The sequence below is a fragment of the Flavobacterium aquiphilum genome (assembly GCF_027111335.1).
Lineage (GTDB): Bacteria > Bacteroidota > Bacteroidia > Flavobacteriales > Flavobacteriaceae > Flavobacterium > Flavobacterium aquiphilum.
Map to the genome: position 1 here is coordinate 505,396 of NZ_CP114288.1, position 13,115 is coordinate 518,510.

The following is a 13,115-nucleotide window of genomic DNA, read 5'->3' on the forward strand; positions in this document are numbered from 1 at the left end:
TTAAATGCAATTTGTTAAAGAGAAAAATCTTCATCTTTTAATCATTTGTAGGCAAATTAAAAGGCAAAATATTTTAGTACATTTGCCCATATCACAAAAGTCAATTACAGTAGAATATATCAGTTATGAAAAGAGTACTCATCACCGGGGCGGCAGGATTTTTAGGATCTCATTTATGTGATCGTTTTATCAAGGAAGGTTATCACGTAATAGGAATGGATAATTTGATCACAGGTGATTTAAAAAATATTGAGCATTTGTTCAAATTGGAACATTTTGAGTTTTACCATCACGATATTACCAAGTTTGTGCATGTTCCAGGAAAATTGGATTATATTCTACATTTTGCTTCTCCGGCAAGTCCTATAGATTATCTTAAAATTCCAATTCAGACCTTGAAAGTGGGTTCATTAGGGACTCACAATTTATTAGGTTTGGCAAGAGTAAAAAAAGCTAGAATCCTTATCGCTTCAACATCTGAGGTCTATGGTGATCCATTGGTTCATCCACAAACAGAGGAATACTACGGAAACGTAAATACGATTGGACCTCGAGGAGTTTATGATGAAGCTAAACGTTTTCAGGAATCTATCACGATGGCTTATCATACTTTTCATGGCGTTGAAACCCGAATAGTCCGAATTTTCAACACTTATGGGCCAAGGATGCGTCTCAATGACGGACGTGTAATTCCTGCGTTTATCGGGCAGGCTATTCGTGGCGAAGATTTGACCATTTTTGGTGATGGAATGCAAACCCGTTCTTTTTGTTATGTAGACGATCAGGTGGAAGGAATTTACAGATTATTGCATTCTGATTATGTGTATCCGGTAAACATTGGGAATCCTGACGAAATCACTATCAAAGATTTTGCTGAAGAAATTATAAAATTGACAGGAACTAGCCAAAAAGTGGTTTATCGTCCTTTACCGATAAATGATCCGTTGCAACGTCAGCCAGATACAACAAAAGCCAAAGAATTATTGGGTTGGGAAGCCAAAGTGAATCGTGCGGAAGGAATGAAACTTACCTACGATTATTTTAAATCGTTATCCAAAGAAGAGTTATCCAAAGAAGAACATAAAGATTTTTCTAAGTATATTAATTAGTGAAATCGCTATTGACAAAGACTTTACGCATACAAAATCAATGAATTAAGTGCGATAACATATGTGACCGCTAAAAAACAACTTTTGCACATATGAAAACTAAAATGGGAACATATACGGGCTATATTCCAATAATTTTGAGAAGGACAATTCCTCTTGATGAATTTTTTCATAAAATTATCAAGCGCCTTTTTGATATTACTTTTTCAATATTGATAATAGTAGGGGTATTGTCATGGTTGATTCCTGTCATGGCCATAATTATCAAATTGGATTCAAGAGGTCCTGTTTTTTTTGTCCAAAAAAGAAATGGATTAAATAACAAGGAATTTAAGTGTTTTAAGTTCCGTTCCATGGAAGTAAACGAATTGGCGGATATTGAACAAGTTTCTAAAAATGATAATCGAATTACCAAAGTAGGCAAGTTTATCCGAAAAACCAGTATCGATGAATTACCGCAATTTTTGAATGTTTTGTTGGGAGATATGTCTGTAGTGGGACCAAGGCCTCATATGGTAAGCCATACCAATATGTACGCGGAACGGATTGATAAATTTATGGTACGCCATTTTATAAAGCCAGGGATTACTGGTTTGGCACAAACTAAAGGATTTCGAGGTGAAGTTGAGTCTGACAATGACATTATAAACAGAGTGCGATACGATATTTTTTATATGAAAAAATGGTCTATTTTGTTGGATCTAAAAATCATTTTTAGCACTGTTTATAACACTTTAAAAGGAGATCAGAAAGCGTATTAGAATGGTAAAATCTCATGTGTCTATAATAACTCCTTCGTTCAACTCTGAGAAATTCATTGCTGAAACGATTCTTTCGGCGCAAAATCAAACGCATCAAAATTGGGAAATGATTATAGTGGATGATTGCTCTACAGACGATACAGTTTCCATTGTCCAGCATTTTGCAGAGAATGATAAAAGAATACTTTTTTTTCAACTGAATCAAAATTCAGGTGCCGGAATCGCCAGAGAAACGGCTTTATCAAAAGCTAAGGGAGATTATATCGCTTTTTTGGATGCTGATGATTTGTGGAAACCTTTAAAACTGGAAAAACAACTTCAATTTTTAAAAGACAATAAAGCCAATTTTACATTCTCTTTCTACGAATGTATCGATGAGGTTGGAAATCGCTTAAACAAAAGGGTAGAAGCGCCAAAAACTCTTTCGTATCGTCAATTATTTTTTTGCAACTATGTTGGAAATCTTACCGGGATTTATGAGAAAAACTATTTTGGGAAAATAGCTATTTCTACAACCCGTAAACGTCAGGATTGGATGGTTTGGCTTACTATTTTAAAAAAAATAAAAAAGGCGAAACCCGTTCCCGAAAGTTTAGCTTTTTATCGAATTCGAAACAATTCACTTTCGGCTTCAAAAGTTGATTTATTGAAACATAATTTTGCTGTTTACAGGAGTTTTCACGGTCTCAATTATGTGAGTTCAATGATTATTATGATTGGATTTCTTTTTACCCAATTAATTATAAAACCGCTTTACGTTAAGAAGATTTAGGAGTTATTTTTTGTAACCAATTTTTGTTCTTGGTTGTTCAGTATCTTTTTTATCCGTCAATTCATCCAGATAAGAAAAAACCAATTCGATATTTTTATCATGGTTTTCTAACTTTTTCTGAATATGGAGAATATCAACTTTAATTTCTGTAGTATCCAAAAGCATTTTTCTCACTTTCGTAAAAATACGCATGATCTGGATATTCGTCTGAATGGCTTTATCGCTTTTTAGAACACTAGATAACATCAAAACTCCGTGTTCGGTGAAAACAGAAGGTAAATGGCGTAAACCCATCTTATCTGAATTGGAAGTCACAAATTGTGACCTCCAATTTTCAAACTCTGATTTATTAAGTTCAAACATAAAATCTTCAGGAAATCTGGATATATTTCTTTTTACAGCTTGATTTAAAACTTTGGTCTCAATTCCATAAAGTGATGCTAAATCTCTATCTAACATAACTTTTTGGTTTCGAATGAAATAGATTTTGTTAGAAATCAATTCTTCTGAAAGTAGTATTTCGTTTTCCATTATTATATTTTTATTTCTTTAAGGTCGCAAACTGCGACCTTAAATATTTTGAAGTCACAATTTGTGACTTCAAGATTGAATTTGGAAGTCGCAATTTGCGACCTTCATTTTAAATTAAAAAAAACTAATATACGAATTTATTTACATTACAAAAAAGAAGTAAATTGTTTCAATTTTCCACGATTGTTTCTTTCCAATGCGGTTTTTCGATTGAAAGTAAAGTGTAAATTGGGTTCCAGATAAAGCGAAACAGCTTGATTTATTTTTTCGATTTGTTCCTCATTAAGTTCTGAATCACTCACATATTCCACTTCAAATGCGTTTATCTTCATTTGTTTGATGACAAATTCTTTTACGTTTCCGTCGTCTTCAATGATACTTTTGGTCACATAATAAAAAGTCAATCCAGGTGATTTTTTCCCGCTTGGTAAGATAGCTACATCATTGGTCCTGCCAATTAACTTTTTGAGAATTGGTTTTTTCAAAGTGCTTTTTTCGTCCAAAATGCCAATATCGCCAATATCGTATCGGATGAAAGGATGTGCTTTATTAAAAAGTGAAGTAATGACAATTCTCCCAGGAGTTCCATTGGGAACAGCCTGATTATTTTCGTCCAAAATTTCTACAAACAACGTCTCTGAATTGACTTGCCATTCTCCCTGAGGATTTTGAAAAGCAATTAAGTCTAATTCTGAAGCCCCATATTCATTGACAATAGGAATGCCAAATTGCTTTTCCAAGAGGAGTTTATCTTCTTCAAAAAGCATTTCGGAAGTAACCATGCATACTTTCAAAGTAGGGCAGATGTCCTTTAAAACAATATTTTTTTTCTTCAAAAATTTGGCAAACAAAACAATCGAACTGGTATAACCATTGATATAATCGAATTTTTTGTTTTTGAAATCATTTAAAAAGCCTTCCAAAACTTTATCAGATAAATTGAATATCGAAAACCGATAGCGATGACTTAAAAAATCCTTGAACCGTTCTTTTTTGTTTCCAATAAAATCCAACGGAATTCCATAAAAACGAGCTTGACACGAATGGTTAAAATCAATTCCAAACCAACCAAAACGATAAATATTAGATGCCCAAGTCAAGGCATGGCAAAATTTATCTTTGGCAAACACAAAAGGATGCCCACTGGAACCAGATGTTTTGTTAAGGTAAACTGATTTTTCATTGTAACCCAAAGAAAGCCTTTCTGCTAAAGGTTTCTGCAGGTTTGTTTTGTTCAAAATAGGTAAATCCGACCAGTTTTTTAAAGATTCAGTTCCGACTAATTCTTTGTAAAAAGGATTATTGTTTAAGTGAAAATCGACAATTTCCACTTTTTTTTGTTCAATAAAAGAGCTGAATTCTTCCTCAGGAATGGCAATAATTCGCTGCAATTCGGCTTTGGCTTCCTGCATTGGAAATCCGTTTAATTTGAGTGTTAAGTCGAATATTTTAAACATTGCGGCAGTAAATTTTCTCAAAAATACTATTTAGCCACAACTATTGATGATTTAGTTACAACTTTTTGACAGATAATTATTTTTTAAGTTCAAAAGAAATTATTTTTGCACCGTCTGTCAAAAGACAGCTTTTCAACAAAAAAACACATACCATGAATATTTTACTATTAGGATCAGGAGGAAGAGAGCATGCTTTTGCATGGAAAATGATTCAAAGCCCGCTTTGCGACACACTTTTTGTAGCTCCGGGAAATGCCGGAACTGCTCAAATTGCAAAAAACATTGACATCAGTGCCACTGATTTTGGAGCCATAAAAGCATTGGTAATCAAAGAAAATATTGAAATGGTTGTGGTTGGGCCGGAAGATCCTTTGGTGAAAGGAGTTTATGATTTTTTCCTAAACGATCAGGCTTTAAAAGATATTCCGGTAATTGGACCTTCAAAAATTGGAGCAACATTGGAAGGAAGCAAGGAGTTTGCCAAAGAATTTTTGATGAAACACAACATTCCAACGGCTGCTTATGATAGTTTTACTGCTGAAACTGTAGAAAAAGGATGTGAATTTCTAGAAACGTTACAACCTCCTTATGTTTTAAAAGCTGATGGATTAGCAGCAGGAAAAGGGGTTTTGATTATTCAGGATCTGGCGGAAGCCAAAACGGAATTAAGAAATATGCTAGTGAACCAAAAATTTGGTGCCGCTAGTGCCAAAGTGGTTATCGAAGAGTTTCTCGACGGAATCGAATTGAGTTGTTTTGTTTTGACAGACGGGAAAAGCTACAAAATTTTGCCAACAGCCAAAGATTATAAACGAATTGGTGAAGGAGATACAGGATTGAATACAGGTGGAATGGGAGCTGTTTCTCCGGTTCCTTATGTGGATGCTGTTTTGATGGAAAAAATTGAAACACGTATTGTAAAACCTACTATCGCTGGTTTGCAAAAAGACGGAATTCCGTACAAAGGTTTCGTTTTTATCGGATTGATTAATGTTAACAATGAACCATTAGTTATCGAATATAACGTGAGAATGGGAGATCCGGAAACCGAAGTGGTTGTTCCAAGATTAAAATCGGATTTAGTGGAGTTGTTTTTGGCTGTGGCCAATGAAAAATTAGGCGAATTCAATTTGGAAGTTGACGAAAGAAGCGCAACTACTGTTATGATTGTTTCTGGTGGATATCCTGAAGATTTTGAAAAAGGAAAAGTAATTACCGGATTTGAAAAAATTACCGATTCTATCGTTTTTCATGCGGGAACCAAATTGGACAACGGTAACGTAGTAACAAATGGAGGAAGAGTAATGGCAATTACTTCTTATGGAGATAATTTCCAGGAAGCCTTGAGTAAATCATACAAAAATGTAGATCAGCTGCATTTTGAAAAAATGTATTTTAGAAAAGATATCGGTTTCGATTTAATCTAAACAAATAAAAAAACACGAATTGAATAAATAATTTCAATTCGTGTTTTGGTTTATATTTGGTTTGATTGTTATCCTAAAAAAGAATGAGCAGTAGTATCTTGATTTTCTTCTCCTTTTTCTTCATAGATTTTCAATTGTTTAACCCAATAAACGATAGCAACTGCACAAATAATCATAAAGATCCAGTTGATAGTATTGGCACCAAACCATGTTTTAAGCTCTAATGAACGTAAAAAGTCTAAAGGAGCGAATAAAATGTTTACAAATAAGTATTGTATTCCTTCAAAAAATGATGTCATAATTTATCTCTTTTTATTTTATTATTTTTGATTTCGGAATATAGACGACTAAAAAACAAATTTCGACTGAATCTTTTTTAATCTTGTCCCTTTCCTTTTTAAACAAGTATTATATTTACAGTCACAAAAGTATAAAATATCCTTATGATAACAAGTGTTTTTAAAAAATCTACACCATTAAATTTTTCTTTGGTGGTTATTTTAATGCTGGTTTTCTTTTTTCTATATCAAATCCATGATGTTTCTTGGACAAATTCAATTTTTTCCATTCTTAAAAGTGTAGGATTATTGTTGGTTTTACTGGCTACTATTTTCCTTTCCAGTTTTGTTTCAAAACGCAACGGACTCAGCAGAGACAGCACATACACCGCTTTTTTTTATTTTTTATTTCTGCTCTTCTTTCCGGATTTATTAAATAACACAAATCTGATTCTTGCCAATTTTTTTGTTCTCTTGGCGATTAGGAGGCTTGTTTCTTTGCAGACTTTGAAAGAAACAAAAGAAAAACTTTTTGATGCGTCATTGTGGATTTTTGTAGCATCTTTATTTCAGTTTTGGAGTATTTTATATATAGTTTTGGTTTTTATATCAGTAGTATTTCACGTTTCGAGGGATTATAGAAACTGGGTTATTCCTTTTATTGCTCTTTTTGCGGTAACAATATTGTTTGTTTTGTGCTCTTTAATTTTTGATTTTCATAGTATTGCTTTTTTGCAGGAGAAAAGTCAAATTAGTTTGAGCCTTGATTATTTTACCAATAATTATCAAAATGCGGCATTTTCTATTTATGCGACAGTTGCATTGTTTTTCGTGATATCTATGTTTTCAACTTTATCCAGTAGGCCATTAGTATTGCTTTCATCGTATAAAAAAATAATAGCTTCGTTTTTTATTGGAGTTTTTGTATTTGTTTTATCTGATCATAAAAGCAACGAATTATTGATTTTTACTTTTGCACCTTTGTCAATAATGGCTACATCACACATTGAACTATCAAAACCACAATTAAAAGAGGAAATCGTTTTGTACGTGCTTTTGGCTTGCAGCCTTTTTACTTTCTTTTCACAGTTATAATTTATCGCCGTAGGCTAAATCTCCGGCATCTCCAAGTCCTGGGACAATATAGGATTTGTCATTAAGTTTTTCATCCAAAGAACCAACCCAAAGATGACAGGAATCAGGCAAGTTTTCTTTAAGGTATGAAATGCCTTCAGGAGCGGCAATAATTACAGCTATGTGGATTTCTTTTGGAGTACCTCTTTCCATCAGTTTATTAAAAACTGCTACCAAAGATTGTCCAGTAGCCAACATTGGATCAACTAGCAAAACATTTTTACCGTTAATGTCGGCAATGGCTTGGTATTCTACTAATATATCAAAGAAATCATCATGATTTGGATGGTGCCTGTAGGCTGAAATAAAACCATTTTCGGCATTGTCAAAATAGTTCAAAAAGCCTTGATGTAACCCAAGTCCTGCCCTTAAAATGGAACATATAACCAGCTGATCGGCAATTTCGGTTGTTTTTTTAACACCGAGAGGAGTTGTTATTTCAACATCTTTGTAATGAAAACTTTGGCTCATTTCATAAGCCATAATTTCTCCAATTCGTTCAATATTTCGACGGAACCGCATACTGTCTTTTTGGATATTGACATTCCGAATTTGACCTAAAAAGTGATTTAGAACACTGTTTTTTTCTGATAAATAATGAATATCCATGGAGTTGTTGTTAAGAATTTAATTTGTGGATTTTTTTTACACTATCAAAAGTATAAAAAGTATCTTTGTATTTTTAAAATCATAAAAGATATGTTTTCACAATTAGCTTATAAAGTATTTGAGCAAAGTATAATAGATTATCATCAATTTGATAATGTGGATCAACCTATAAATAATCCTTATCCAAAAGAAAAATTTGAGCATTTGTTATATCTAAAAAACTGGATTGACACGGTGCAATGGCATTTTGAAGATATTATTCGTGATCCAAATATTGACCCGGTTGCGGCTTTGACATTGAAAAGAAGAATAGACGCTTCGAATCAGGAACGTACAGATATGGTTGAATATATCGACAGTTATTTTCTTCAAAAATACAGCAATGTTGTGGTTAAGGACAATGCTAAAATCAATTCAGAAAGTCCTGCCTGGGCATTTGACAGATTGTCTATTTTGGCTTTGAAAATTTATCACATGAACGAGGAAGCTACACGTGCTGAAGCTACACAAGATCATAGAGATAAATGCCAGGCTAAATTGAACGTTCTGTTGGAACAAAGATCCGATTTGTCAACAGCGATTGATGATTTATTGAAAGATATTGAAAATGGTGATAAATTCATGAAAGTGTACAAGCAAATGAAAATGTACAATGATGATGAATTGAATCCTGTATTGTATCAAAATAAAAAATAATTTTTTGGGAACGAATTTGTCTCCAAGAATAAAACATATAGCCGTCATGAGACTATCCGCAATGGGAGATGTCGCCATGACGGTTCCTGTTTTACGCGCTTTTGTAAATCAGTATCCTGAAGTAAAAATTACTGTAGTTTCAAGACCTTTTTTCAAACCTTTTTTTGAGGGTATTCCAAATCTTTCTTTTTTTGCTTTTGATGAAAAAGTAAGGCATAAAGGTTCTTTGGGATTATTTAGATTGTTCCAGGATTTGAAAGCATTAAAGATCGACGCTTTTGCCGATTTGCATAATGTCTTGCGTTCGAAAGTGGTTCGGACACTTTTTGTTGTTAGCGGAAAAAAAATAGCCTCGGTTGACAAAGGAAGGGAAGAGAAAAAAGCTTTGACTCGTCCAGAAAACAAAATTTTTAAGCCGTTGACAACCATGTTTGAAAGACACGTCAAAGTGTTTGAGGAACTCGGTTTTTCGATAAATTTAGCCAATCCAATATTTCCTCAGAAAGCTATTTTAGATTCTGAAATCCTGAATATAATTGGCAATTCACACCAAAAATTGATTGGGATAGCACCTTTTGCACAATACGATTCCAAAGTATATCCTATGGATTTGATGCAAGAAGTGATTGACATTTTAGCATTAGATCAAAATAACACTATTTTGCTTTTTGGCGGAGGAAAAAAAGAAGTCGAAGTTTTGAATACATTGAGTTCTGGTAAAGAAAATGTCATTAATATGGCTGGGAAGATCAAATTTCAGCAGGAATTGCAGCTTATCAGCAATCTTAATGTTATGCTTTCTATGGATTCCGGTAATGCTCATATCGCGGCGATGCTTGGTGTAAAAGTAATTACGCTTTGGGGCGCAACACATCCATATGCTGGATTTTCACCTTTTAATCAACCTTTGACAAATGCTTTGGTTTCGGATAGGAATTTATATCCAAAATTGCCAACATCAGTTTACGGTAATAAAAAAGTGGAAGGCTATGATGATGTTATGCGAACGATTACGGTGCAAGAGGTAGTTTCTAAAATTAACTCAGAATTAAATTAAAAAAATAAAAGTATTATACCACAAAAGTATAATGCTTTTATTTTTTAACAAGTGATTATTTTTAAGCCACTAAGTTATATTCTCCTTGCTGATTAAGGTAATACCCCATTATTTTCTTTTTCTTTTTATCAGCAACAATTACAACAAAATTATTCTCTTTTTCAGTAGAAAGCAGAATGTGTTCGTATTCTTCTGTTGAATCTCTATAAACTTTATGAATCAAGTCTCGTTCTTTAATTTTATGTGATATAATCTTGGTCGTTTTTAGTTGATTTACATAGGGCCAAATATTAAAAATCGTCGAGTCTGAGTTTTTTATTTCGGACATTTTACCAGGCATTGTTGATTGATATTTTTCCTGTGTGAGTAGTTTTGGTTTTTTCTTGTTTCTTGTTATCTGAATTAAAACGAGAGTACATAAAAAAGCAGTTATTACAAAAAGTAAAATAAAATGAAGATGGATGTAGTGAAGTATTTTCATGGTATTTGGTATATTAGTTAGTATATTATCAAATGGGATCCAAAATAATTACTTTACTAATTTACTAAAAATTAAGATATTTTTAAAATAAAAAAAACTCCTCTTTTCAGAGAAGTTTTTGCAGTTATTTATACTATTAAACATCATCATAATCTACCCGTATTGTTGGTGTGGTAGGATGTGCTTGACAAGTCAGAATTAGGCCTTCTTCAATTTCGGAATCCGATAGGATTGAGTTTTTCTTCATTTCGGCGGCACCTTCGGTAACGCGTGCCAAACAACTACTGCAGATACCTCCTTGACAGGAATATGGAGCATCAATTCCTTGTTTAAGAGCTGCATCAAGAATAGTTTGTTTTTGTGACATTTCAAAACTGGTTTCTTCATCATCAACCATAACAGTTATTTTGGAATGCCCATCCAAGGATTGTTTGATGGTATGTTCCTGTGAAGAAGCAGTAAAAAGCTCAAATTTTATAGCTGATTCCTTTACATTTTTTTCTTTCAAAACACTTGAAACAGTGTTAATCATATCTTCGGGACCACATAAATAGAATTTGTCAAATTCCAATGAAGCGTGTTTGTTATTCAACGCATAATTTACAGCGGCTTTGTCGATTCGTCCAAATAAAGCGTTTTCAACATTAGCTTGGCTGTACACATAATGTACAAAAAGACGACCGGTATATTGCAGGTGTAAATCGTGTAGCTCTTGATGAAAAATGGTTTGTTCCGGTGATTTATTTCCGTAAACCAATACAAATGAACTTTTCGGTTCGTTTTTAAGTACTGTTTTCAGAATGGATAAAACAGGTGTTATTCCACTTCCTGCCGCAAAAGCGATATAATTTTTTTGACGGTCAATTTCGGGTTCAAAAATAAATTTCCCTTCAGGTTTTCCCACTTCAAGGACGTCTCCTGCTTTTAATTGGTTATTTGCAAATTGTGAAAAAACACCATCCTTTACGGCTTTAACTGCGATTCGCAATTCCCCGCTCCCAGGAGCTGAACAAATGGAATAAGCACGACGAATTTCGGTATTGTCCAATGTTAAACGTAAATTTACATATTGACCTGCTATGAAAGTATAATTCGGTTTTAATTCTTCAGGGACATTAAAAAGTATCGAAACCGCATCTTTGGTTTCGTGTTTCACTTCTTTTACAATCAATTTTAGAAAGGACGGCATAGGAATATTTTTTTTGCAAAAGTAATAAAAGTATTGAGGATTAAAAGAATTTGATATAATTCAGGTTTATTTGAGCATATTTTGTAACATTTTCCTACTTTACATTACTAATTTGCAAACCAAAATAAAAACCATGTTAACAAAATTTATTTATCTCGAATGGAAATCCTTTACTAGATCTGCTTCGTTTGCCCAGAATTTGGCTTTGAAAATTTTAATGGGATTTCTAATCCTGTATTTCACATTAGTTTTTTTGGCAATGGGAATAGGGACTTTTTATATTCTTAAGGAAATGAAATTGGAACCACTTGTAACAGTAAATAAATTTCTGGTCTATTATTTTTTAATGGATTTGGTTGTTCGACTTTTGTTACAGGCAATTCCGGTTATGAATATTCGGCCATTGTTGACTATGCCATTTAAAAGGCCAACGATTGTACATTTTTCATTAGGGAAAACAATGTTGTCTTTTTTTAACTTAGTACATGCTTTTTTCTTTCTTCCTTTTTGTGCTGTTTTAATATATGAAGGATATGACATAATTAGTGTATTGATTTGGGGAACAGGTCTTTTCGCATTGGTTTATATCAATAATTTTTTAAATATTCTGTTGAATAACAAAGACAGTTTATTGGGGATTTTCCTGGCCATTATCCTAACTTTAGGAGGATGTCAGTATTATAAGCTTTTTGATATTACCAATTATGTTTATCCGTTTTTTGAAGCTTTATTTCATACCAAATGGGCTTTTATGATACCGGTTTTGGCATTGATGGGATTGTACTTTTGGACATACAATTATTTAAAGGGTGATTTGTATTTGGATGCAGGATTGTCTGCCAAAAATGATATTGCTAGAACCGAGAATTTAACTTGGCTAAACCAGTTTGGGACATTGGGTACGTTTTTGAAAAATGACATTAAATTAATCAAAAGAAATAAACGCTCGAAAACTACCATTGGGCTTAGTATTTTGTTTTTATTTTACGGATTGATTTTTTTTAATGCTAATTCTCATCAACCGGAAGTGATGAAAATTTTTGCCGGGATTTTTGTTTCGGGCGGTTTTTTATTCACTTTTGGTCAGTTCGTTCCAAGTTGGGACAGTTCGTATTATCAGTTGATGATGACACAAAATGTTCCATATCGAGGGTATTTGAATTCTAAATGGTGGCTCATTGTTATTGGAACAGTTGTTTCGACTGTTTTGGCTTCCTTTTATTTGTATTTTGGATGGCAAGTTTATCTAACAGTTGTTGCTGGAGCTATTTATAATATAGGAGTGAATTCACATTTGGTTTTACTGGGAGGGGCTTTTACAAAGACGCCAATAGATTTATCGATGTCAAAAGGAGCTTTTGGTGACAAAAAAAGCTTTAATGTAAATACGATGCTTCTGTCTTTACCCAAATTACTTTTACCAGTGCTTTTATATTGGTTAGGGTCCTTTATAATGAATCCGAAATTGGGCTTGGCTTTTGTGGCGTTAGCAGGAGTATTGGGATTTATGTTTAGAAGTTCTGTTTTTTCATTAATAGAAAAAATTTATAAAAAGGAGAAGTACAAAACCATTGAGGCTTACAAGCAAAAACAATAGTTAATGTCAATGGCAAT

13 protein-coding genes and 1 pseudogene are annotated in these 13,115 nt (G+C 33.1%); 8 read left to right on the plus strand and 6 right to left on the minus strand.

The window, feature by feature from the left end; translation table 11 throughout:
• Window positions 1-125: 125 nt before the first annotated feature.
• The 3 genes and pseudogenes from OZP12_RS01980 (at window position 126) to OZP12_RS01990 (ending at window position 2,642) form a co-directional block, all read left to right on the plus strand.
• Window positions 126-1,109 (plus strand): UDP-glucuronic acid decarboxylase family protein, encoded by a 984-nt coding sequence (locus OZP12_RS01980; protein WP_281227385.1) that lies wholly within the window; start codon window positions 126-128, stop codon window positions 1,107-1,109.
• A 113-nt stretch (window positions 1,110-1,222) separates the two neighbouring features.
• A pseudogene (locus OZP12_RS01985) lies at window positions 1,223-1,870 on the plus strand (sugar transferase); the annotation flags it as partial.
• 1 nt (window position 1,871) lies between these two features.
• Window positions 1,872-2,642 carry a glycosyltransferase family 2 protein gene (locus OZP12_RS01990; RefSeq protein WP_281227386.1) on the plus strand — a complete coding sequence of 257 codons (771 nt, stop codon included), beginning with the start codon at window positions 1,872-1,874 and terminating at the stop codon, window positions 2,640-2,642.
• Window positions 2,643-2,645: 3 nt separating this feature from the next.
• Here OZP12_RS01990 and OZP12_RS01995 read toward each other — a convergent pair whose 3' ends face one another.
• Window positions 2,646-3,173: an ORF6N domain-containing protein gene (locus OZP12_RS01995; protein WP_281227387.1), complete on the minus strand. Its 528-nt coding sequence runs from the start codon at window positions 3,171-3,173 to the stop codon at window positions 2,646-2,648.
• A gap of 146 nt (window positions 3,174-3,319) precedes the next feature.
• Window positions 3,320-4,630, minus strand: coding sequence for a phenylacetate--CoA ligase family protein (locus OZP12_RS02000; protein WP_281227388.1), 1,311 nt, complete (start codon window positions 4,628-4,630; stop codon window positions 3,320-3,322).
• 152 nt (window positions 4,631-4,782) lie between these two features.
• On the opposite strand from OZP12_RS02000, the gene purD reads away from it, so the two are divergent.
• Window positions 4,783-6,057 carry a phosphoribosylamine--glycine ligase gene (gene purD, locus OZP12_RS02005; RefSeq protein WP_281227389.1) on the plus strand — a complete coding sequence of 425 codons (1,275 nt, stop codon included), beginning with the start codon at window positions 4,783-4,785 and terminating at the stop codon, window positions 6,055-6,057.
• Window positions 6,058-6,125: 68 nt separating this feature from the next.
• Here purD and OZP12_RS02010 read toward each other — a convergent pair whose 3' ends face one another.
• The gene (locus tag OZP12_RS02010) at window positions 6,126-6,356 is read right to left on the minus strand and encodes a DUF6341 family protein (protein ID WP_268848392.1); all 231 of its coding nucleotides are present in this window, start codon (window positions 6,354-6,356) and stop codon (window positions 6,126-6,128) included.
• Window positions 6,357-6,500: 144 nt separating this feature from the next.
• Between OZP12_RS02010 and OZP12_RS02015 the strand changes: the two genes are divergently transcribed.
• On the plus strand, window positions 6,501-7,430 hold the full coding sequence (locus OZP12_RS02015; protein WP_281227390.1) for a DUF6427 family protein: 930 nt from the start codon (window positions 6,501-6,503) through the stop codon (window positions 7,428-7,430).
• On the opposite strand, the gene upp is transcribed toward OZP12_RS02015, so the two are convergent.
• A complete protein-coding gene (gene upp, locus OZP12_RS02020; protein WP_281227391.1) occupies window positions 7,425-8,078 on the minus strand; it encodes a uracil phosphoribosyltransferase in 654 nt (217 codons plus the stop codon). The genes OZP12_RS02015 and upp overlap by 6 nt on opposite strands.
• A gap of 90 nt (window positions 8,079-8,168) precedes the next feature.
• Here upp and OZP12_RS02025 point away from each other — a divergent pair, with 90 nt between their 5' ends.
• Together OZP12_RS02025 and OZP12_RS02030 are read left to right on the plus strand one after the other, a co-directional pair.
• Complete coding sequence (locus OZP12_RS02025; protein WP_281227392.1) at window positions 8,169-8,774, plus strand: DUF4254 domain-containing protein; 606 nt, start codon at window positions 8,169-8,171, stop codon at window positions 8,772-8,774.
• Between the two features lie 46 nt (window positions 8,775-8,820).
• Window positions 8,821-9,831 (plus strand): glycosyltransferase family 9 protein, encoded by a 1,011-nt coding sequence (locus tag OZP12_RS02030; protein ID WP_281227393.1) that lies wholly within the window; start codon window positions 8,821-8,823, stop codon window positions 9,829-9,831.
• A gap of 61 nt (window positions 9,832-9,892) precedes the next feature.
• On the opposite strand, the gene OZP12_RS02035 is transcribed toward OZP12_RS02030, so the two are convergent.
• Complete coding sequence (locus OZP12_RS02035) at window positions 9,893-10,312, minus strand: hypothetical protein (protein ID WP_281227394.1); 420 nt, start codon at window positions 10,310-10,312, stop codon at window positions 9,893-9,895.
• A 136-nt stretch (window positions 10,313-10,448) separates the two neighbouring features.
• The gene (locus OZP12_RS02040) at window positions 10,449-11,501 is read right to left on the minus strand and encodes a ferredoxin--NADP reductase (protein WP_281227395.1); all 1,053 of its coding nucleotides are present in this window, start codon (window positions 11,499-11,501) and stop codon (window positions 10,449-10,451) included.
• Window positions 11,502-11,634: 133 nt separating this feature from the next.
• On the opposite strand from OZP12_RS02040, the gene OZP12_RS02045 reads away from it, so the two are divergent.
• Complete coding sequence (locus OZP12_RS02045) at window positions 11,635-13,098, plus strand: DUF5687 family protein (RefSeq protein ID WP_281227396.1); 1,464 nt, start codon at window positions 11,635-11,637, stop codon at window positions 13,096-13,098.
• The last annotated feature ends 17 nt before the right edge of the window (window positions 13,099-13,115 follow it).